The sequence below is a fragment of the Chthonobacter albigriseus genome (genome assembly GCF_013839445.1).
Taxonomy (GTDB): Bacteria; Pseudomonadota; Alphaproteobacteria; order Rhizobiales; family Pleomorphomonadaceae; genus Chthonobacter; species Chthonobacter albigriseus.
This window is the reverse complement of sequence record NZ_JACDIT010000001.1, coordinates 1,371,807-1,391,670: the sequence shown is the minus strand read 5'-3', so window position 1 is coordinate 1,391,670 and position 19,864 is coordinate 1,371,807. Positions and strand designations below refer to the sequence as shown.

At 68.3% G+C, this 19,864-nt stretch carries 19 protein-coding genes; 12 read left to right on the top strand and 7 right to left on the bottom strand.

What is annotated here, in order from left to right; genetic code table 11:
• Window positions 1-117: 117 nt before the first annotated feature.
• The 4 genes from HZ321_RS06250 to HZ321_RS21915 form a co-directional block, all read right to left on the bottom strand.
• Window positions 118-1,527, bottom strand: a complete 1,410-nt coding sequence (locus HZ321_RS06250; RefSeq protein WP_181701243.1) for a L,D-transpeptidase family protein — start codon at window positions 1,525-1,527, stop codon at window positions 118-120.
• A gap of 280 nt (window positions 1,528-1,807) precedes the next feature.
• Window positions 1,808-2,767 (bottom strand): acetyl-CoA carboxylase carboxyltransferase subunit alpha, encoded by a 960-nt coding sequence (locus tag HZ321_RS06245; RefSeq protein WP_181701241.1) that lies wholly within the window; start codon window positions 2,765-2,767, stop codon window positions 1,808-1,810.
• Window positions 2,768-2,906: 139 nt separating this feature from the next.
• Window positions 2,907-3,848, bottom strand: coding sequence for a site-specific tyrosine recombinase XerD (locus HZ321_RS06240; protein WP_181701240.1), 942 nt, complete (start codon window positions 3,846-3,848; stop codon window positions 2,907-2,909).
• Window positions 3,841-4,056: a histidine kinase gene (locus HZ321_RS21915; protein WP_342343814.1), complete on the bottom strand. Its 216-nt coding sequence runs from the start codon at window positions 4,054-4,056 to the stop codon at window positions 3,841-3,843. The genes HZ321_RS06240 and HZ321_RS21915 overlap by 8 nt, the downstream gene beginning before the upstream one ends.
• Window positions 4,057-4,207: 151 nt before the next feature.
• On the opposite strand from HZ321_RS21915, the gene HZ321_RS06230 reads away from it, so the two are divergent.
• Both HZ321_RS06230 and aroB read left to right on the top strand, forming a co-directional pair.
• Complete coding sequence (locus HZ321_RS06230) at window positions 4,208-4,831, top strand: shikimate kinase (protein ID WP_181701238.1); 624 nt, start codon at window positions 4,208-4,210, stop codon at window positions 4,829-4,831.
• The gene (gene aroB / locus HZ321_RS06225; RefSeq protein ID WP_181701235.1) at window positions 4,828-5,958 is read left to right on the top strand and encodes a 3-dehydroquinate synthase; all 1,131 of its coding nucleotides are present in this window, start codon (window positions 4,828-4,830) and stop codon (window positions 5,956-5,958) included. Before HZ321_RS06230 ends, aroB begins: the two co-directional genes overlap by 4 nt.
• A 77-nt stretch (window positions 5,959-6,035) precedes the next feature.
• On the opposite strand, the gene HZ321_RS06220 is transcribed toward aroB, so the two are convergent.
• On the bottom strand, window positions 6,036-6,305 hold the full coding sequence (locus HZ321_RS06220; protein ID WP_342343813.1) for a BolA family protein: 270 nt from the start codon (window positions 6,303-6,305) through the stop codon (window positions 6,036-6,038).
• Between the two features lie 126 nt (window positions 6,306-6,431).
• On the opposite strand from HZ321_RS06220, the gene HZ321_RS06215 reads away from it, so the two are divergent.
• From HZ321_RS06215 to HZ321_RS06200, 4 genes are all read left to right on the top strand, one after another.
• On the top strand, window positions 6,432-7,058 hold the full coding sequence (locus HZ321_RS06215; protein WP_181701232.1) for a J domain-containing protein: 627 nt from the start codon (window positions 6,432-6,434) through the stop codon (window positions 7,056-7,058).
• Between the two features lie 94 nt (window positions 7,059-7,152).
• The gene (gene cobS, locus HZ321_RS06210) at window positions 7,153-8,139 is read left to right on the top strand and encodes a cobaltochelatase subunit CobS (protein WP_181701229.1); all 987 of its coding nucleotides are present in this window, start codon (window positions 7,153-7,155) and stop codon (window positions 8,137-8,139) included.
• Between the two features lie 78 nt (window positions 8,140-8,217).
• A complete protein-coding gene (cobT, locus tag HZ321_RS06205) occupies window positions 8,218-10,170 on the top strand; it encodes a cobaltochelatase subunit CobT (protein WP_181701226.1) in 1,953 nt (650 codons plus the stop codon).
• A gap of 8 nt (window positions 10,171-10,178) precedes the next feature.
• Window positions 10,179-11,204 (top strand): esterase-like activity of phytase family protein, encoded by a 1,026-nt coding sequence (locus HZ321_RS06200; RefSeq protein ID WP_181701223.1) that lies wholly within the window; start codon window positions 10,179-10,181, stop codon window positions 11,202-11,204.
• Between the two features lie 10 nt (window positions 11,205-11,214).
• On the opposite strand, the gene HZ321_RS06195 is transcribed toward HZ321_RS06200, so the two are convergent.
• Complete coding sequence (locus HZ321_RS06195; RefSeq protein ID WP_181701220.1) at window positions 11,215-11,772, bottom strand: queuosine precursor transporter; 558 nt, start codon at window positions 11,770-11,772, stop codon at window positions 11,215-11,217.
• 32 nt (window positions 11,773-11,804) lie between these two features.
• On the bottom strand, window positions 11,805-12,101 hold the full coding sequence (gene rpmB, locus HZ321_RS06190; RefSeq protein ID WP_181701763.1) for a 50S ribosomal protein L28: 297 nt from the start codon (window positions 12,099-12,101) through the stop codon (window positions 11,805-11,807).
• Window positions 12,102-12,557: 456 nt separating this feature from the next.
• Between rpmB and HZ321_RS06185 the strand changes: the two genes are divergently transcribed.
• The 6 genes from HZ321_RS06185 to HZ321_RS06160 all read left to right on the top strand — a co-directional run bounded on the left by HZ321_RS06185 (window position 12,558) and on the right by HZ321_RS06160 (window position 19,860).
• Window positions 12,558-13,400: a DUF3108 domain-containing protein gene (locus tag HZ321_RS06185; protein ID WP_181701217.1), complete on the top strand. Its 843-nt coding sequence runs from the start codon at window positions 12,558-12,560 to the stop codon at window positions 13,398-13,400.
• 675 nt (window positions 13,401-14,075) lie between these two features.
• Window positions 14,076-17,267, top strand: a complete 3,192-nt coding sequence (locus HZ321_RS06180; RefSeq protein WP_181701214.1) for a helicase-related protein — start codon at window positions 14,076-14,078, stop codon at window positions 17,265-17,267.
• Between the two features lie 10 nt (window positions 17,268-17,277).
• Window positions 17,278-17,709: an RNA-binding S4 domain-containing protein gene (locus HZ321_RS06175; protein WP_342343812.1), complete on the top strand. Its 432-nt coding sequence runs from the start codon at window positions 17,278-17,280 to the stop codon at window positions 17,707-17,709.
• A 169-nt stretch (window positions 17,710-17,878) separates the two neighbouring features.
• Entirely contained in the window at window positions 17,879-18,217 is a 339-nt protein-coding gene (gene fdxA / locus HZ321_RS06170; protein ID WP_181701212.1) for a ferredoxin FdxA, read from the top strand.
• 435 nt (window positions 18,218-18,652) lie between these two features.
• Window positions 18,653-19,246 carry a CarD family transcriptional regulator gene (locus tag HZ321_RS06165; protein WP_181701210.1) on the top strand — a complete coding sequence of 198 codons (594 nt, stop codon included), beginning with the start codon at window positions 18,653-18,655 and terminating at the stop codon, window positions 19,244-19,246.
• Between the two features lie 155 nt (window positions 19,247-19,401).
• On the top strand, window positions 19,402-19,860 hold the full coding sequence (locus tag HZ321_RS06160) for a hypothetical protein (RefSeq protein WP_181701208.1): 459 nt from the start codon (window positions 19,402-19,404) through the stop codon (window positions 19,858-19,860).
• The last annotated feature ends 4 nt before the right edge of the window (window positions 19,861-19,864 follow it).

The window sequence follows — 19,864 nt, the reverse complement described above, 5'->3', positions numbered from 1 at the left end:
GACCCGTCCCTGTTATGGAAGGCCGAAACGGCTTCGGTTCCCGCCTGCGACGAACGCGAAAACGTGAGCGGGCGCCGCAACGGGCGCCCGCATCGCCAAAGCTTGTGCGTCAGCGCTTCAGAAGAGGCCGCGGAGCGGCCACCAGCCGGTGTCTTCGCCATCGTGCCGCTCGACCACGGGCGCTTCCGGTGCGCTGGCGGACTGGACCTCCGGCGGCGGCAGCGCCACCGGATCGGACTTCTGTGCGGATGCGGTCGTGCCAGCCACCGGGGCGGCGGGCAGCGCGGGAACCGTGGTGGTGACCGACGCCGTCGCGGCCTCGGAGCCGGCCGTCGGTGCGGCAACGGCCGTCGCCGCAGTCGGCGCGGGGAGAACCGGCGTCTCGTCACCGAAGGAGAACAGGCGGGTGAACATCGAGCGGCTGCCGCGGGACTGACCGGCCTCCGCCGGGGCCATCGCCAAGGCCGTGCCGTCGCCGGCCGCAGCCGGCAGCGAAGCGGTGGTGGCGGTCGGATCGGCGCCCCAAACCGAGGCGATCAGGCCGTCTCCGGCGCCAGTCGCGGCCTTCTGCTGGCGCTCCAGTTCGGCGACGCGCAGCTGCTCCGTGCGTTGGGCAAGCATCAGCTTGTGCTCGTCGTTCGCCTTTTCCTCGGTTTCCAGCCGGGCGGCCACAACGATGGCCTTCTGCTCGTCTTCTGTCGCCTTCTTGCGCAGAGCCATCAGGAGATCGGCAGGCTGCTCCAGCGCCGGGCAGGCGTCGACGGGGCTCAGCGGCTCCTTGGTGCCGGCGTTGAACACATACTGGCGGCCGCAGACGTCGACCTTGGGTTCCTGGCGCGTCAGCTCGAAGGTGTCGTAGCCCTCCTTCAGCATCTTCCAGAAGCCCATGTGCGGGCTCTTCCAGTGGCGGCCCATGTTCTCGGCCGTCATGCGGAAGGGATAGGCCTGCAGCTGGAAGGAGCGCTGGCCGCCGCGGAAGGCGTCGCGGGCGAGCGCGTAGATCTCCTGGATCTGCGCGTCGGTCATCGCGTAGCAGCCGCGCGAGGAACAGGCGCCATGGACCATCAGCGCGGTGCCGGTGCGGGCGTTGGCGCGGTCGTAGGCGTTGGGGAAGCCGGTGTTGAAGGCCAGGTGGTACTGCGAGTTCGGGTTCATCAGGCCCGGTGTGATCGTGTAGTAGCCTTCCGGGGCCTGCCGGTCGCCTTCCTTGATCTTGGGTCCGAGGTTGCCCGACCACTTGCAGATGTCGTAGCTCTTCAGGAGCGCGTAGCGGCCCGTGCGGTCCTTCTTCCAGACCTCGAACTTGCTCTCCTCCTTGAAGATCCGCATCAGGACCGGAGAGGTCTCGCTCATGCCGAGCTCCGACATCTTCTCCCTGGTCGCCGCGGAAACCTCGCGCAGGTGCTTGGGGCCGTAGCCGAGCTCGTCGGCGGCCTGGCAGCCGACAAGGGCAAGGCCGAGCACCGCGGCGCCGGCGATGCGGACGACGGTCCGCTTGAAGGAGGTGGTACGCTTCAGTTCGCGCATGGTCGACGTATCGCCGTTCTGAAGGCCGTGGCCGCTCCGGTCGAACCGGAGTCCAGCCCATCTGGCCGCCCTGATCAAGCCTGCCGTCGCAAGGCGGCCGGAGAGGCAGCGCGCCGTCCGGCCATGCTTTGCAGGCGCCCCCGCCCGCACGGGACCGGCGCAGCGCCGCTCCTCGTGACCATATCCTTGACGAGTAGAGTTACCGATTGGTTACCGCAACGCAGACAAATCATGGAAAAACAGGGGGCAATGGGCAAGGGCGAGCAAAGCTGTTGCCTGCTCAGAGCTTGAGTTCGCGGCCGATCGCCAGGAATTTCTGCCGGCGGGCCAGCTTGATCTCGGCGGGCGACTTGCCGTCGAACTCGGCGAGCGCAGCGGCAATCACGTCGCCGGCGGCCTTGAGCACGACGTCCGGATCGCGGTGGGCGCCGCCGACCGGTTCCTTGATGATGGCGTCGATGATGCCGATACGGGCCAGGTCCTGCGCCGTGATGCGCATGTTGCCGGCGGCATCCTGCGCGCGGGCGGAATCCTTCCAGAGGATCGAGGCGGCGCCTTCCGGCGAGATCACGCTGTAGATCGAGTGCTCCAGCATGTAGACGCGGTTGGCGGTGGCAATGGCGATGGCGCCGCCGGAGCCGCCTTCGCCGATCACCAGGGCCACGTTGGGCACGGAAAGCTTCAGGCAGGCCTCGGTGGAGCGGGCGATCGCCTCGGCCTGGCCGCGTTCCTCGGCGCCGATGCCGGGATAGGCGCCCGCGGTGTCGACGAAGGAGATCACCGGCAGGCCGAAACGGTCGGCCATGTCCATCAGGCGGACGGCCTTGCGGTAGCCCTCGGGCTTGGCCATGCCGAAGTTGTGCTTCAGCCGCGTCTGGGTGTCGTGGCCCTTCTCCTGGCCGAGCACGGCGACGGGACGGCCCCGGAAACGGCCTAGGCCGGCCAGGATGGCGGCGTCCTCGCCGAAGTTGCGGTCGCCGGCAAGGGGCGTCCATTCCTCGATCAGGGCGGCGATGTAGTGGATCGCGTGCGGCCGGTCCGGGTGACGGGCGACCTGCGTCTTCTGCCAGGGCGTCAGCTTGGTGTAGATGTCGGCGAGCGCCTGGGCGGCCTTGGCCTCCAGCTTGGCGATGTCGTCGCCGATCGAGACGGCGTCGCCGTTCTGGCCCAGCGCCTTCAACTCCTGGACCTTGCCTTCCAGGTCGGCGACCGGCTTCTCGAACTCCAGGTAGCTGCGCATCCGTCTCTCAAGGGCTCTCGCGGGGCGCCACCCTGCGCGCCGGAGGCGCTTGCAAAGGGTGGTCCGCGAAGGGGGATCGCGATCGCGCGGCACACTGGCGACTGGGCCTCGCCCTGTCAAGCAGGGCCGGAAACCCGCGTCAATGGCCGGAAGCGACCTTGGACAGGGGGTGATGGTCGACGACGAGCGCCGTCAGCCGGTCGCCCTGCACATGGGTGTAGATCTCGGTGGTGGCAATATCGGCGTGGCCGAGAAGTTCCTGGACCACGCGCAAATCCGCGCCGCCCGCCAGCAGGTGGCTGGCGAAGGCGTGGCGCAGCACATGCGGGGTGACCTGGAAGGCGGTGATGCCGTGGTCGCGCGCGAAGTCGGCCAGGGCCCGGGCGAAGGACTGGCGGGTGACGTGGCCGGTCTCGCTCGACGCCGGAAAGGCGAAGGCGCTGCCGGCGTGGCGTCCACTCTCCTTCAGGACGCGGCGGTAGTGGAGCATCGCCCCTCGGGCCTTGGCCCCCAGCGGCACGATGCGCTCCTTGTCGCCTTTGCCGCGGACGAGCAGCGTGCGGGTGTCCGGCCGGACAGCCGAGGCCGGCAGCGACACCAGTTCGGAGACACGCAGGCCGGAGGCGTAGAGCACCTCAAGCATGGCGCAGAAGCGGGCGGCCCGGACCGCTTCGGCCGCGTCCTCGTAGACGCCGTGGGCGAGGGCGTGCGCCGTTTCAAGCAGGCGCTCGACCTCGTCGAGCGTGAGCACCTTGGGGAGCGGGCGGTGCGAACGCGGGCTTTCCACGGTGGTGGTCGGGTCGTCGCCGCGCAGCCCTTCGGCGTAGAGGAACTTGTGCAGCTGGCGCACCGCCGACAGGCGCCTGGCCTGCGTGGAGCGGGCGTTGCCGCGGGCGGCGAGTGCCGCCATGAAGCCGGCGACGTCCTCGCGGCTCGCGGTTCCGACGTCGCGGCCGCGGGCGAGCAGATAGCCGCGGTAGTCCTCCAGGTCGCGCGTGTAGGAGACGAGCGTGTTCTCCGCGGCAGCGTGTTCCACGCTCATCGCTTCGAGGAAGCTCTCCACCCAGTGTCCGTCAGCCATTGGTGCGTCCCCCGGGCCGGGCGCCCGGCTCGGCCGCGCCGACCGGGACGGCGGGCTGGCGGCCGGCGTCGCGCAGGATGCGGCTCTCGATCGGCTCGCTCATCGGCCGGATGCGCGGCTCGACGAGGTTGGCGAGCGACCACAGCACCGCATAGACCAGCGCCGCGGCAAGCGCGACGGTTCGGACGAAGCGGAAGAGCGTGGGCATGGAGCGGACGATGCATCGGCAAGGGTTAACGAAGCACTGGACCAGCGTGCCTTTCCGGGCCGGCAATGCCAAGGATTTTCGGGGCGGCAGCATCGATCCGGACCGTGCCCTCGCTTGACAGGGCACCGGCTCGGCCGCAAGACATCGGGAAATGACGGAGAACGAGCCCGCCCTTGTCGCCGAGCCGCAGCAGGTCCAGGACCTGAAGCGCGCCCAGGCCATCAACGCCGCCCTCAGGGACCGGTCGATCGTTCTCGTCGGCATGATGGGCGCGGGCAAGACCAGCGTCGGCAAGCGCCTCGCGGCGCGCCTGTCGCTGCCCTTCGTCGACGCCGACCACGCCATCGAGGAAGCCGCCAACAAGACGATCCCGGAGATCTTCGCCGAACATGGCGAAGCCTACTTCCGGGACGGCGAAAGGCGGGTGATCGCGCGCCTCCTGAAAGAACGCCGGCAGGTCATCGCCACGGGCGGAGGGGCCTTCATGAACCCGGAAACGCGCGCCGCCATCGCGGAGCGCGGCGTGTCGATCTGGCTGAAGGCCGACGTGGAGGTCCTGTTCGACCGGGTCCGGCGCCGCTCCAACCGGCCGCTCCTCCATACGGAGGATCCGGAGGGCACGCTGCGCCGGCTTGTGGAAGCGCGCTACCCGATCTACGCGGCCGCCGACATCACGGTGATGAGCCGCGACGTTCCGCACGAGCACGTGGTGGAGGACGTGATCTCCACGCTGGAACGCTGGCTGGCGCTCCCGCAGCCCGAGGACCCTCAATGACATCCGACCAGACTGGTGACGTTGTCCGCGTGCCCGTGGCGCTCGGCGAGCGGTCCTACGACATCCTGATCGGGTCGGGGCTGCTCGCCCGGGCCGGCTCGCTGATCCGGGAGGTGCTGCCGAAGGCGAAGGCCGCGGTGGTGACGGACGCGACGGTGGCCGACCTGCATCTCGCAACGCTGAATGCGTCGCTCGCCTCGGCGGGCGTTGAGACCAGCGCGTCGGTGATCCCGCCGGGCGAGTCCTCCAAGAGCTTCCCCGTCTTCGAGCAGGTGGTGGACCAGGTGATCGGCGGGCGGTACGAGCGCGGCGACGCGGTGGTGGCGCTCGGCGGCGGCGTGGTGGGCGATCTCTCCGGCTTCGTCGCCGGGGTGGTCCGGCGCGGCATGCGCTTCGTGCAGATCCCGACGTCGCTGCTCGCCCAGGTGGACAGCTCCGTCGGCGGCAAGACCGGCATCAACGTCAGCCACGGCAAGAACCTCGTCGGCGTGTTCCACCAGCCGGACCTCGTCATCGCCGACACGGACGTGCTGGACACACTGTCGGAGCGCCATTTCCGCGCCGGCTATGCCGAGGTCGCCAAGTACGGGCTGATCGACGACGCCGGCTTCTTCACCTGGCTGGAGGCGAACTGGCAGGCGGTGTTCGCCGGCGGTGCTGCGCGGACCCACGCGATCGCGACGTCCTGCCGGTCCAAGGCGGCGATCGTCGCGCGCGACGAGCGGGAGACCGGCGACCGGGCGCTGCTCAACCTCGGGCACACCTTCGGCCATGCGCTGGAAGCGGCGACCGGCTATTCCGACAAGCTGGTGCACGGCGAGGCGATCGCCATCGGCATGGTGCTGGCTCACGATTTTTCCGTTCACATGAACCTGATGGGGCCGGACGACGCGACCCGCGTCCGCCGCCATTTCGAGGCGGTCGGCCTGCCGACGCGTCTCGACCAGGTGCCCGGCGACCTGCCCGACGCTGACGGCTTGCTGGCGCTGATCGCGCAGGACAAGAAGGTCGTGCGCGGCACGCTGACCTTCATCCTGACGCACGGCATCGGGCAGAGCTTCATCGCCAAGGACGTCCCGGGCGAAGCGGTGAAGGGGTTCCTGGCGGGGGCGTCGGAGCGGGGCTGAGACGCGGCGGACTGTCACCTGTCAATGGCGGCGGGGGTGAACCTCCGCCCCAACATCTCAATCCAACAGGCGCGCCCTCAATCCAGAGGCGCCCGCGCTTCGATGGCCAGGGCGTGCATGCCGTCGTCGAACTCTCCCTTAAGGGCGTCCGTCACGAGGCGGTGGCGGGCGACGCGAGTCTTGCCGACGAAGGCTTCCGACACGATTTTGATGCGGTAGTGGGTCTGGCCGCCGTCGCGGTATCCGGCATGGCCGTGGTGGCGTTCCGATTCGTCCTCGATCTCCAGAACCACCGGCGACAGAGCCTCGGTCAGGGCGAGGGCGATCCGGTCCTTGCGCGTCGTCACTGGCGTTTTCTCCGTTCCGGGGACCGATCGCCGTCGAAACCGGCCGTCAATCCGTTCTGCTGCACATCTCATCCGCGCGGTCAACGCCTTGCCGCCGCACGGCCCGAACCCCATACTCGCTCGACGATGAAGCCGAATTCGAAACTCTTCGACAAGATCCGGATCCGTCCCGACGCGGAGGACGAACTGCGCGAGCAGTTTCCGCCCTGCGAATGGGAGGGGTGCGACCAGCCGGGTCCCTACAAGGCACCGAAGGGCCGGGGGCGCGAGGGGCAGTACCACCAGTTCTGCATGGACCACGTGCGGCACTACAACAAGTCCTACAACTACTTCGCCGGCATGGGCGACGAGGCGGTCGCGGCCTATCAGAAGGACGCGCTGACCGGCCACCGGCCGACCTGGTCTGTGGGCGTCAACCGGTGGGGCCAGGCGCAGCCACAGGCGGCGCGGCGCAAGGGCGAGGCTTGGACGGAGACGGTGCACGACCCGTTCGGCATGTTCCACGGCGCGCGCGCAGCCAGCGCCCAGACGCGGATCGAGGAGCCGAAACGCAAGGTCTCCTCCGCCACGCAGAAGGCGCTCGACACGCTCGGCCTCGACATCGAAGCGACCAAGGTGGAGATCAAGGCGCGCTTCAAGATGCTGGTGAAGCGGCACCATCCGGATGCGAACGGCGGCGATCGTTCGACCGAGGAACGGTTGCGGCAAATCATCCAAGCCTATAACTACCTGAAGACGGCGGGCTTCTGCTAAGCTCGGAACCCGCCCTTCCCCAAGCGCTTTCCGTCGGATGTTCGGACGCGCGCGTATCCAACGCGAATTGCAAGGCGCGTCTTCTGGAGGTTCCATGGTTCAGACTGCGATCGAGGCCGCGCCGCTGCCGGACATGAAGATCTCGGTCCGTCAGGTGTTCGGCATCGACAGCGATATCGAGGTTCCCGCCTATTCCGAGCCGAGCGAATACGTGCCGGACTACGACCCCGACTATCTCTTCGACCGCAACACGACGCTCGCGATCCTCGCTGGCTTCGCCCACAACCGCCGCGTCATGGTGTCCGGCTATCACGGCACGGGCAAGTCGACGCACATCGAACAGGTGGCCGCGCGGCTGAACTGGCCGCTGGTGCGCGTCAACCTCGACAGCCACATCAGCCGCATCGATCTCGTCGGCAAGGACGCGATCGTGATCCGCGACGGCCGCCAGATCACCGAGTTCCGCGACGGCATCCTGCCCTGGGCGCTGCAGACGAACACCGCGCTGGTGTTCGACGAGTATGACGCCGGCCGGCCTGACGTGATGTTCGTAATCCAGCGCGTGCTGGAGGTGGCCGGCAAGCTGACGCTGCTGGACCAGAACCGCGTGATCCGCCCGCACCCGGCCTTCCGCCTGTTCGCGACGGCGAACACGGTCGGCCTCGGCGACACGTCGGGCCTCTACCACGGCACGCAGCAGATCAACCAGGGCCAGATGGACCGCTGGTCGATCGTCACCACGCTTAACTACCTGCCGCACGACAAGGAAGTGGACATCGTCCTTGCCAAGGCGAAGGAGTACAAGGGCGAGGAGGGCCGGGCCACGGTCTCCAAGATGGTGCGCGTCGCCGACATGACCCGCTCAGCCTTCGTCAACGGCGACCTGTCCACCGTGATGAGCCCGCGCACGGTGATCACCTGGGCGGAGAACGCCGCGATCTTCGGCGACATCGGCTTCGGCTTCCGCGTCACCTTCCTCAACAAGTGCGACGAACTGGAGCGCCCGCTGGTGGCGGAGTTCTACCAGCGCTGCTTCGGCAAGGAACTGCCGGAGAGCGCCGCGAACATGGTGTTGGGATGACCTGAGGACCGGACACCGGGTGTCGGGCGACTGCAATCCCCGCCCGCCCCCGACCGGGACTTCTGAAGCAGAACAGAGATGGCACGCGAACCCTCCTCCCCGACCAAGACCCAGCCGCCGACCGAGCCCTTCAAGAAGGCGGTCGGCGTCGCCATGCGGGCGATCTCGGGTGATCCGGAGCTGGAGATCGTCTACGCCACGGACAGGCCGTCGCTGGCCGGCCATCGCGCCCGGCTGCCGGAGCCGCCGCGCAAGCCGACGGCCTACGACCTGGCGGTCACGCGCGGACTCGGCGATTCCATCGCGCTGCGGCTCGCCTGCCACGATGCGGGCGTCCACCGCGACCTGGTGCCGGAGGGCAAGACGGCGCGCGCGGTGTTCGAGGCGGTGGAGCAGGCGCGCTGCGAGGCGCTCGGCGCCCGGGCCATGCCGGGCGTGTCGGAGAACCTCTCCGCCATGCTGGAGGACCGCTACTTCCGAGGCAACTTCCACGAAGTCACGGACAAGTCGGACGCGCCGCTGGAAGATGCGGTGGCGCTGATGGTTCGCGAGAAGCTGACCGGGGCCAAGCCCCCGAAGAGCGCCGAACCCGTCGTCGAGATATGGCGGGAGTGGATCGAGGAGAAGGCGGGCCGCGACCTCGCAGGCCTCGAAAACGTCATCGGCAAGCAGCGCGACTTCGCCCGCGCGGTGCGGCATCTCCTTGCTTCCCTCGACATGGCCGAGGAACTCGGCGGCGAGCCGGAGGAGCCCGAGGACGACGGCGACGGCGACCGCAACGACACCTCCGACGACCAGTCGTCCGGCGAGACCGACGACAGCGAGGCCGCCGATCAGGCAGCGCCGCAGGAGCAGGAGGCGACGGGCGAGGAGCAGGAGGCCGGCGAGACCGAGGTCGATGCGGAAGCCTCCGAGGAGACGCTCGACGAGGACGCGTCGGACCAGTCGCGGGAGGCGGGCGAGAGCAAGCGGCCGGACCTGCCATTCAGCAACCAGCCGCCGCAGAACGACTACAAGGTGTTCACCACCCGTTTCGACGAGGTGACCCGTCCGGAAGACCTCTGCGACGCGGCGGAACTGGACCGGCTGCGCGCCTATCTCGACAAGCAGCTGGTGCATCTGCAGGGCGCGGTGTCGCGCCTCGCCAACCGGCTGCAGCGGCGGCTGATGGCGCAGCAGAACCGCGGCTGGGATTTCGACATGGAGGAGGGGCTGCTGGACACGGCGCGCCTCACCCGCGTGATCACCGATCCGATGCAGCCGCTCGCCTTCAAGGTGGAGCGCGACACCAACTTCCGCGACACGGTGGTGACGCTCGTCATCGACAACTCCGGTTCGATGCGCGGCAGGCCGATCACGGTGGCGGCGGCCTGCGCCGACATCCTGGCGCGGACGCTGGAGCGGTGCGGGGTCAAGGTTGAACTCCTGGGCTTCACCACGAAGGCGTGGAAGGGCGGCCAGTCGCGCGAGGCGTGGCTGGCGGCCGGCAAGCCCGCGCAGCCGGGCCGGCTCAACGATCTTCGCCATATCGTGTACAAGGCCGCCGACGCGCCGTGGCGGCGGGCGCGCCGCAACCTCGGCCTAATGATGCGCGAGGGCCTCCTGAAGGAGAATATCGACGGCGAGGCGTTGGACTGGGCGCACCAGCGGATCCTGGCGCGGCCGGAGAACCGCAAGATCCTGATGATGATCTCCGATGGCGCGCCGGTCGACGACTCCACGCTTTCGGTGAACCCGGGCAACTACCTGGAACGGCATCTCCGGGCCGTGATCGAGGACATCGAGACGCGTTCCCCGGTCGAGCTGATCGCCATCGGCATCGGTCACGACGTGACGCGCTACTACCGGCGCGCGGTGACGATCGTGGATGCGGAAGAGCTCGCCGGCGCGATGACGGAGCAGCTCGCCTCCCTGTTCGAGGAGGAAAGCCGCCGTCGTGCCGCCGCGAGCGCCCAGCCTGCCAAACGGCCGGCACCGAAGAGCCCGGCGACTGGGCCAACCCGTGCGCCGGCGCGGATGGGCCTTCAGTGAGACGGCGGATGGCGGGTCTGCAGCGGGGCATCCTTGCGGCGGTGGCCACGGTTCTGTTGGCCAGCAGTTCGGCCTCCGCCGATCGCACGCCGAGTACGGTCGCGTTCGAAACCCACGTCATCGATCATTTCCAGATCGCCGATCCCAGCGTGGTGCGGTTTCAGGACCTCGTCTTCCGAGGCGGGCTGGAGGTGGAGAGCGCGAGCCGGGCCGTCGGCGGGCTATCCGGACTCGTCATGCGCAACGGTGGCGCCTCGTTCATCGCCATTTCGGACGACGGGTTGGTGCTGCAGGCGGATGTCCTGCGCGACGGCGCGGGCCGGCCCGTCGGGCTGTCCAACGGCCGAATGGAGCCGCTGACCGCATCGAACGGCGAACCCGTCCGCAGCAAGATCGGATCGGATACGGAATCGCTCGACATCGTGGAACGGGACGGCAAGGAGATCGCCCGGCTCAGCCTGGAAGGGTTTCCGCGGGTGATCGAGGGTGAGGTGCGGCAGGATGGCTTCTTTGGGCGGATGCACGAAGTGCGGATCCACCCGGGCGCCCGCAACCTTCGCGCTTCGAAAGGACTGGAATCGCTGGCGCTCGGACGTCCGGGCGGCCCCTTCGAGGGATCGACAGTGGTGATCGCGGAGCGGCCGCCGCGGACGCTGACCGTTGAGGCGCGGCCGGGCTGGTTGTTCGGAGGTCGGGTCGAAGGGCGGTTCCTGCTCACCGACGACGACTTCGACATCACCGACGCCAAGTTCGGACCCGGCGACGACCTGTTCGTGCTGGAGCGGGCGTTCACGATCGGAGACGGCGTGCGGGCGCGGATCCGACGGGTGGCGGCGGCCGAACTGGTGCCGGGGGCCTTGATCAATGGCCGGACGATCTTCGAGGCTTCGCTCGCCCACCAGATCGACAACATGGAAGGCCTGGCGATCTGGACCGAGCCGTCGTCCGGCAAGACGATGATCTCGCTGATCTCGGACGACAACAGGTCGTTCCTGCAGCGGACGCTCTACCTTGAGTTCGAGCTCATCCCGTGACGGCCACCGGTCAGGTGGCGCGGGCGGCGCCGTAGGGCTTCACCCGGTTCATCAGTTGCGCATAGGGCAGCAACGATAGAACGGCGATCGCCATTTTCACCGCGAAGTCGCCGAGCGCCCAGGTATCCCAGGGAAGCCCGGTTCCGGCGAAGGCGATCGAGAAGAAGAGGGCCGTATCGACCGCCGAACCGACGGAGGAGGAGACGAGCGGAGCCCGCCACCAGGACCCGGCGCGAAGCCGGTTGAACAGCGTGACATCGAGGAGCTGAGCCGCCAGGAAGGCCGTGCCGGAGGCGACCGCGATGCGCGGATCGGCGAGGGCGAGCGACAGGAGGACGGCGAGGGCGAAGCCGACGTAGACAACCAGCCGGGTGCGGGCGGGGCCGAACCAGCGGTTGGTGAGGTCGGTCACCAGGAAGGCGAAGGGATAGGTGAAGGCGCCCCAGGTCAGAACCTCGGCCAGGCCGAAGGGCTCGAAGGGGTACTGGACCAGGATGTTGCTGGCCACCACGATCGCCGCCATGGCGGCGATCGATGGAATCAGGCGTCGGTCGAGAACGGTCATCATCCCGGGCTCCCGCCGAGGCGCGGAACGTCTGCTCAGGCGGACGCCGCTTCTGCCTGCTTGGCCGCGACCTGCTTCTTGATCAGGCGAGCGCGCGGGGAGAGTTCCTCGTCGTGCGCCTTCTTCAGGAAGGCGTCGAGGCCGCCGCGGTGCTCGACCGAACGCAGGGCGTTGGCGGAGACGCGCAGACGAACGCTCTGGCCGAGCGCGTCGCTGAGCAGCGTCACGTTCAGCAGGTTCGGGAGGAACCGGCGCTTGGTCTTGTTGTTGGCATGGCTCACGTTGTTTCCGTACAACACGCCCTTGCCGGTCAGTTCGCACCGCCGAGCCATCGTGGTCATCCTTCTCTCATCTGACCGGAGCCGATCGACGCCTCGCAGCGGACCGAACCCCCTAAACCATGCGAAAGCGCCGCCCGGCATCCGAACGGCGCGCCTCGAAAAGTGGCCTTGCTATACTGAGAGGGCCTCGCCACGTCAACCCTTCGCGGCATTCGACGGCCCTGCAAAGCGCGCGCGACGCGGGCCGGACCGACGCGATCGTGACGCTCGTCGACCGTTGCGGCCGGGACACAATCGATTTCCGGCTGACGCGCGTTAACGATGCGGTTACCATATCGGCAAATGATTGGTGCGTGGCAGGTGGGCGAACAGCAGGTGGCCCGCGTTTCCCGGCCGACATCGTTTCTCGACGACTGGACCATCGCCGACCGCGGGCGCATGCTCGCGGGCCATGGCGGACTCCAGCTCGAGGCGGTCGTCCGTGCGGCGGCGTCTGGAGGCAATGAAGTGTCCGTTTTCGGTTTCCGTGTTCTCTCCAAGGCGGTCCGGCCCCTGGTCGCCACATCGCTGATGGCGGCGCTGCCCGCCATCTCCTTCGCCGAGGCCGCAGCCCCGGCCGCAGAGACCAAGGCGGTCTATGACGTCTCCTTCATGGGATTCGGCATCGCCAAGGGCTCGCTGGCGGTCCGGATCGACCGCGGGGCCTATGCGGCCAAGCTCCATATCTCCACCTCGGGCCTTGCGCGCATCATCTCCTCGGAGGAGAGCATCGCGACGGTGAAGGGGCGGATCGGCAGCAATCTTTCGCCCGCAAGCTACGAGCTGATGAGCCGCGGCGACAAGGTCACGCAGGTGACCATGGGCCTTTCCGGCGGCCGTATCGGCAAGCTGCGGGCGGTTCCTGAACTCTCGCAGGCCGACGACCGGGTGCCGATCACTGCCGCGTCGAAGCGCAATGTCATCGACCCGCTCTCCGCGGCGCTGGTGCCGACCGAGGGAGGCACGGGCGCCGATGTGTGCGACCGGACGCTGCCGATCTTCGACGGCTGGACCCGCTACGACATCCGCCTCACCTACAAGTCGACCGAGACCATCAAGGTGCCGGGCTACCAGGGCGATGCGATCGTCTGCGGCGCGCGCTGGGTGCCGGTGGCAGGTCACCGCGAGGGGCGGGAATCGACCAAGTTCATGCGGGACAACAAGGACCTTGAGGCCTGGTTCGTGCCGGCCGGCGACGGGCGCCTGATGCTCCCCTACAAGATCTCCGTGCGGACCATGAAGGGCATGCTGGTGGTCAAGGCGCGGCAGTTCGACGATGGATCCGACATCGCCGAGGCCGCCGCCAACTGATCGCCAACCGCGTCCCCTGAAAGGCCGTCCGGAGCTTCAGGCTCCGGGCGGCCTTTTGCCGTTCGGCCCCCATCCCCGCGATCGTCCCGACCCAATTCGGGACGAAGGGCTTAACGCGATCCTCATCCCGATCCCTGCATGATCGATTCACCGGCCCAGAGCTGGTGGGTGCCCCGCGTCGCCTACCACATGTGGCCGTGATCAAAATCAGAACATCGCCCCATCAGCGATTCGTCCGTTCTTCGTTCCCGCTTCGTCGAATTCGTTAACGCCACCCGCTTCTACTTGGCCCGGGCAAGTCATGGTGCGTTAACCTTTACGCGCAACCGAGTCGCGCCTCAGAATAACGCTTGACAGCGATTCGGGTGTGGAGTCGATGACTCCGGGCTCCGAGTCTAGAGATTCAAGATCGAGCGCTCGAGACTCCGAACGGCACCATATTTTGTGAGAACGAATCCAGAATCTCTTGTCATCACCGATTCGACCTTGTTTCGTTCCCGTTTGATTCCTATGTGCCGGTCTGCCGCGCGGCAGCGGCCGTTGCGGCGGCAGAAAAGGGGAGCGCGGGCCTGCCGGGCGTGCTAGAGACGGGGCGCGGATGGAAGCGCACCCGTTGCGATGCCGGATGCCCTACGCGATCTCGAGACGACGTTTCCCAAGCGCCGGCCGAACTTGATGAATGAAGCTTCCTTCCTGCCGCCGGTGTCGGTCCGCTCTCGCAACGTGACGGCGGTCCTCGGGCCAACGAACACCGGCAAGACGCACCTGGCGATCGAGCGGTTGCTCGGCCACGACAGCGGTGCGATCGGCCTGCCTCTGCGTCTGCTGGCCCGCGAGGTCTACACCCGCATCTGCGCCCGGGCCGGGGTCAACCAGGTCGCGCTGGTCACCGGCGAAGAGAAGATCGTCCCGCCCGGCGCGCGCTACTGGGTCTCCACCGTCGAGGCGATGCCGCGCGACCTGATCGTCTCCTTCGTCGCCATCGACGAGGTGCAGCTCGCCGGGGATCTAGAACGCGGCCATGTGTTCACCGACCGCATCCTCAACGTGCGCGGCCGCGCCGAGACGCTGCTGCTCGGATCGGCCACCGCGCGGCCGCTGATCGAGAAACTCCTGCCGGGCGTCAGCGTCACCAGCCGGCCGCGGCTCAGCCAGCTCGTCTACACCGGCTCCAAAAAGATCACCCGGCTGCCCCGCCGCTCGGCTGTCGTCGCCTTTTCCGCCGACGAGGTCTACGCGATCGCCGAGCTGATCCGCCGCCAGCGCGGCGGCGCCGCGGTGGTGATGGGCGCCCTCAGCCCGCGGACGCGGAACGCGCAAGTGGCGCTTTTCCAGAACGGCGACGTGGAGTTCCTGGTCGCGACCGATGCGATCGGCATGGGGCTCAACCTCGACGTCGACCACGTGGCCTTCGCCCAGGCGCGCAAGTTCGACGGCTTCCAGTACCGCAACCTCAACCCGTCCGAACTCGGACAGATCGCCGGCCGCGCGGGCCGCCATCTCAACGACGGCACCTTCGGCGTGACCGGCCAGGTGCAGCCGTTCGACGAGGACGTGGTGCAGGCGATCGAGAGCCACGACTTCGATCCGGTGCTGACGTTCCAGTGGCGCAACACCGCGCTCGACTTCTCGTCGGTCGACACGCTCCGCCGTTCGCTGGAGCGTCCGCCCGGGCTCGACGGGCTGTCCCGCGCGCTGCCATCGGACGACGTGCGGGCGCTCGAATACGCGCTCCGCGATCCGGCCGTGCAGGACGCGGCGGATCGTCACGAGCGGGTGTCGCTGCTCTGGGACACTTGCATGGTTCCGGACTTCCGCAAGATCTCGCCGTCCCACCATGGCGATCTCGTTGTCTCGCTGTACCGGTTCCTGACCGCCCGCGGGGTCATTCCGGACGATTGGTTTGCAAGACAGGTCGCCAACTGCGACGGTACGGACGGGGACATCGACGCCCTCTCCAACCGTCTCGCGGACATCCGAACCTGGACCTATGTCGCCAACCGTCCGAACTGGCTTTTCGATCCTGTCCATTGGCAGGAGCGCGCGCGCGATATAGAGGACCGTTTGTCCGATGCTCTTCATGAACGGTTGACGCAGCGCTTCGTCGACCGTCGTACTTCCGTCCTGATGAAACGCCTGAGAGAGAACGCCATGCTCGAAGCCGAAATCACAGAGACCGGCGCCGTGCTCGTCGAGGGGCAGCACGTCGGCGAGCTCCACGGCTTCCGCTTCGTGCCAGACCAGTCGGCCAGTGCCGAAGGCCCGGACGGAAAAGCCGTGCGGACCGCCGCCGCCAAGTCGCTGGCCGGCGAGTTCGACAAACGCGCCGAACGGATCACCAAGGCCGGCAACGAGGAGATCGTGCTGTCCTCCGACGGCGCGATGCGCTGGCTGGGGCAGCCGGTGGCCAAGCTCGTCGCCGGCGACGATCCGCTGACGCCCCGCGTGATGCTGCTGGCCGACGAACAGCTGACCGGCGCTGCCCGCGACAAGGTCCAGGGCCGGCTGGATCTGTGGATCGGCGCGCATATCGCCACCCTTTTGAAGCCGCTGCTCGACCTGAAGACCGCCGCCGACCTGGAGGGCATCGCCCGCGGGGTGGCCTTCCGGCTGGTCGAGGCGCTGGGGACGCTTGAGCGGGCGGAGGTTGCCGAGGACGTCAAGGCGCTCGACCAGGCGCAGAGGGCTGTGATGCGCAAGTATGGCGTCCGCTTCGGCGCCTACCACATCTACGTGCCGGCGCTCCTGAAGCCGGCGCCGGCCAGCCTCGTAGCTCTGCTGTGGGCGCTGAAGCATGGCACTCTCGACATGCCCGGCCTCGTCGAACTGCCGCAGCTCTCCTCCTCCGGCCGCACCTCGATCAAGGTCGATCCGGCCTTCGACAAGACGCTCTATCGTCTCGTCGGCTTCCGCGTCGCCGGCGAGCGGGCGGTCCGCCTGGACATCCTGGAGCGGCTCGCCGACATCATCCGCCCGCTGATCGCCTGGAAGCCGACCGGCGACGGGGCGCAGCATCCGGACGGCGCGATCCCGCAGGGCGGTGGCTTCACCGTCACCGTGTCGATGACGTCGCTGCTCGGCTGCTCCGGCGAGGACTTCGCCTCGATCCTGAAGGCGCTCGGCTATCGCGTGGAGAAGCGGAAGATCCGGGTTCCGCTCAAGCCGGCTGCTGCGGCGCCCGCCGACGCCGCCCTTGCGGCGCCGGAAGTGGATACTGTCGTTGCCGAAGCCGAGGCACCGACCGCCGATGCACCGAGCACCGACGTGGAGGCGCCGGTCGCCGCTGCGGTCGAGGCCGCTGGGGAGCCTGTCGTCGCCGATGCCCCGGAGGCTCCGGTGGAGATCCCGTCGGACTCCCCCGCCGAAGTGGAGGTCACCGAGCCGCCCGCCGAAGTGGAGGTCGTGGACGCGGACAGCGCCGAATCTCCGGCCGAACCGGAGCCCGTCGCCGAAGGCGAAGCCGCGGTTGCCGCTCCGGCGAGTGCCGAGGTTGCGACCGAGGAGCGCGAGATCGACGTCTGGCGTCCGGGACGGTTCGACCGTGGTCGGCGCCCCGAGCATGGCCGATCCGACCAGCGAGGCCAGCGGGACAACCGATCGGGCCAGGGCCAGGGCGCGCCGCGCCCGCAGGGCGAAGGCCGCCAGGGCGGTGGTCCGCGCGGTGACCGGCCGGGCGGCGAACGCCAGGGTCAAGGTCACGGCGGCCCACGCCGCGACGACCGGGGGCCGCGCCCGGAGCGCCGCGACGATCGCCGTCCCCAGCGCGACGAACGTCCGCGCCGGCCGGAGAAGCCGGTCGATCCCGATTCGCCGTTCGCCGCCTTGCTCGCCCTGAAGGCGAACATGGAGCAGAACAAGAAGAAGTGACGGGATCCGCGTGGCCGAAGACCGCCAGCGCATCGACAAGTGGCTGTGGTTCGCCCGCGTGGTGAAGACGCGGCCGCTGGCCCAGGCTCTGGCCGAAGGCGGCAAGGTGCGCGTCAACGGCCGCAAGGTCGACACCGCGCACCACCCTGTCCGCCGCGGCGACGTGCTGACCATTGGCGTCGGCAGCCGTGTACTCGTGCTGGAGATCGTCGACTTTGCGGAACGGCGGGGCTCCTACCCCGATGCCGTGAAGCTCTACATCGATCGTGCGCCGCGGGAGATGCCCCCGGATGCGGGGGAGGAGCCGGCGGGCAGTGCCCCGCCCGTCGAGGAGGCGCCGGCCCCTCCATCCGGGCGACCCACGGTCCATCGGGGTGAGGGCCGCCCTAGCAAGCGCGACCGCCGCCGGTTCGACCGTATCGGCGGCGCGGGGGAGGACTGACGCCGTAGCAGCGCACGAGCGCTGTCGTCGTTGCGCTCCCTCGGGGCCAGAACGACGCTCGCCCGCCGACGGTCGCGTTGTTCCCCCTCTTGCACGGGCCGGCGAACTCCGCTACGCAGCGCTCGAGAACCAAACGGAGACCAGCCGGCGTTCGGTCCGGAGCACCGCCATGACCTATGTCGTCACCGACAACTGCATTCGCTGCAAGTACATGGACTGCGTGGAAGTCTGTCCGGTGGACTGCTTCTACGAGGGCGAGAACATGCTCGTCATCCACCCGGACGAGTGCATCGACTGCGGCGTGTGCGAACCGGAGTGTCCTGCCGAAGCCATCAAGCCGGATACCGAGCCGGGGCTCGACAGCTGGCTGAAGCTCAACGCCGAGTATGCGGACAAGTGGCCGAACATCACCGCCAAGCGCGATGCGCCGTCGGACGCCAAGGAGATGGACGGGGTGGCGAACAAGCTGGACAAGTTCTTCTCGCCCGAGCCCGGGCAGGGGGACTGAACCGCAGGCCCGACGGTTCGACGGGCTGTCGCCGGGATGCGAAAATTGCAGAGCTGCCATGACGGACGACGCACCTCACGGGGGTGCGGCGGCCGATCGGGGCTTTGATCTTTCGCCGAGGTGTGCTATACAAATCCTCGACAGTCGACATATCGTCCCGATCGCGCGGAAGTCCCCTCTGGGGGCTTTTTTATGGCCGGTAGCGAGCCCTCCTGCTCCTTTCGCCATCTGTACCGGATCCCCTCCGGCTCAAGTCCGCAGCATCGGGTCATCACCCAGATCGGCTGAAACAACGCGAGAGCGTGTCGGCATTCTCGGGCCGAAAGGCCCGGCGACCCTGCGTACCCTCCGCCCGTGCGGCATCGGTCATCCGACCGTGCGGCCGAGGCGGCGTCCGCATGGCCTCCGTGCCGGCACCGGGAGTGGATGGACCGAATGGCCACTACGAAGAAATCCGCCGTCCGCAATGGGTTCAAGACCAACGAACACATCGTCTATCCGGCCCACGGCGTGGGCCAGATCGTCGCGATCGAAGAGCAAGAGATCGCCGGGCTGAAGCTCGACCTGTTCGTGATCGTATTCGAAAAAGACAAGATGACGCTGCGTGTCCCGACCGCGAAAGCGGAAACCGTCGGCATGCGCAAGCTCGCCGAGACGGAGACGGTGGATAAGGCTCTCGAGATCATCAAGGGTCGTGCCCGCGTGAAGCGCACCATGTGGAGCCGCCGCGCGCAGGAATACGAAGCCAAGATCAATTCCGGCGACCTGATCGCGATTTCCGAGGTGGTGCGCGACCTGCACCGCGCGTCATCGCAGCCGGAGCAGTCCTATTCGGAGCGGCAGCTCTATGAAGCCGCCCTGGACCGGATGGCGCGCGAGATCTCGGCGGTGAACCGCACCACCGAGACCGAGGCGATCCGCAAGATAGAGGACAGCCTGAACAAGAGCCCGCGCCGGGTTGCCGCCCGCGGCGACGCCGAAGGCGCGGAGGCCGAAGAGATCGACGAAGACGAAGCCGAAGCCGCCTGATCGCCTTCCGCTTCGACCGTTGCACCTGAACACCGCCCGGATGCCTCCATCCGGGCGGTTTTTCTTCGCCCGGCTGCCGCAAGTCGGCCCGGGGCGCGCCATGATCGACTGTCATGCTGTTTCGGCTGCTTCACGGATCAGGTCGCGGTTCTTCGATGGTACATTCCTCTCGCCGGTCCGACGCGGCCGGTGTCGCCTCTCTCAGGACCGCCGCGATCGCGACGGTCCTCTTCGCCATGTCGACAGGGCTTGTCGCCGGCGAACCGGTCGCGCCGCCGGTCGATCCCCTGCCTGCGCCGGCCGAAACGAACTCCGCCGAGCCGCCGCTGACGCCTGCCACCTGCCCCGACCTGAGGGATCTCGTCGCCGCCTGGCGCGACCGGCCGCCGTCGCGTCCCGGCATCCGCCTGGAGGGCACCGTCGCCAAGGTCGAGCACCAGGGCCCGCTCGCCTTCACCTATATATGCGAGCAGCCGGACGCGGTTCTCGTCTGCTTCGAGTACGAGCGGCGGGAGCTGAGGCCTGGCGACCGCGTGGTGGTGGAGGGGATCGTGGCGGGAACCTGGGACAAGGGACCCGTGTTGGACCCTTGCGGGACGACGCGTCTGGAGTAGCGGC

Bases quoted from the DNA above. Each gene is read 5' to 3' on its own strand.
- HZ321_RS06250 (WP_181701243.1), bottom strand. From the start codon at position 1,527: ATGCGCGAACTGAAGCGTACCACCTCCTTCAAGCGGACCGTCGTCCGC.
- HZ321_RS06245 (WP_181701241.1), bottom strand. From the start codon at position 2,767: ATGCGCAGCTACCTGGAGTTCGAGAAGCCGGTCGCCGACCTGGAAGGC.
- HZ321_RS06240 (WP_181701240.1), bottom strand. From the start codon at position 3,848: ATGGCTGACGGACACTGGGTGGAGAGCTTCCTCGAAGCGATGAGCGTG.
- HZ321_RS21915 (WP_342343814.1), bottom strand. From the start codon at position 4,056: ATGCCCACGCTCTTCCGCTTCGTCCGAACCGTCGCGCTTGCCGCGGCG.
- HZ321_RS06230 (WP_181701238.1), top strand. From the start codon at position 4,208: ATGACGGAGAACGAGCCCGCCCTTGTCGCCGAGCCGCAGCAGGTCCAG.
- aroB (WP_181701235.1), top strand. From the start codon at position 4,828: ATGACATCCGACCAGACTGGTGACGTTGTCCGCGTGCCCGTGGCGCTC.
- HZ321_RS06215 (WP_181701232.1), top strand. From the start codon at position 6,432: ATGAAGCCGAATTCGAAACTCTTCGACAAGATCCGGATCCGTCCCGAC.
- cobS (WP_181701229.1), top strand. From the start codon at position 7,153: ATGGTTCAGACTGCGATCGAGGCCGCGCCGCTGCCGGACATGAAGATC.
- cobT (WP_181701226.1), top strand. From the start codon at position 8,218: ATGGCACGCGAACCCTCCTCCCCGACCAAGACCCAGCCGCCGACCGAG.
- HZ321_RS06200 (WP_181701223.1), top strand. From the start codon at position 10,179: ATGGCGGGTCTGCAGCGGGGCATCCTTGCGGCGGTGGCCACGGTTCTG.
- HZ321_RS06195 (WP_181701220.1), bottom strand. From the start codon at position 11,772: ATGATGACCGTTCTCGACCGACGCCTGATTCCATCGATCGCCGCCATG.
- rpmB (WP_181701763.1), bottom strand. From the start codon at position 12,101: ATGGCTCGGCGGTGCGAACTGACCGGCAAGGGCGTGTTGTACGGAAAC.
- HZ321_RS06180 (WP_181701214.1), top strand. From the start codon at position 14,076: ATGAATGAAGCTTCCTTCCTGCCGCCGGTGTCGGTCCGCTCTCGCAAC.
- fdxA (WP_181701212.1), top strand. From the start codon at position 17,879: ATGACCTATGTCGTCACCGACAACTGCATTCGCTGCAAGTACATGGAC.
- HZ321_RS06165 (WP_181701210.1), top strand. From the start codon at position 18,653: ATGGCCACTACGAAGAAATCCGCCGTCCGCAATGGGTTCAAGACCAAC.
- HZ321_RS06160 (WP_181701208.1), top strand. From the start codon at position 19,402: ATGGTACATTCCTCTCGCCGGTCCGACGCGGCCGGTGTCGCCTCTCTC.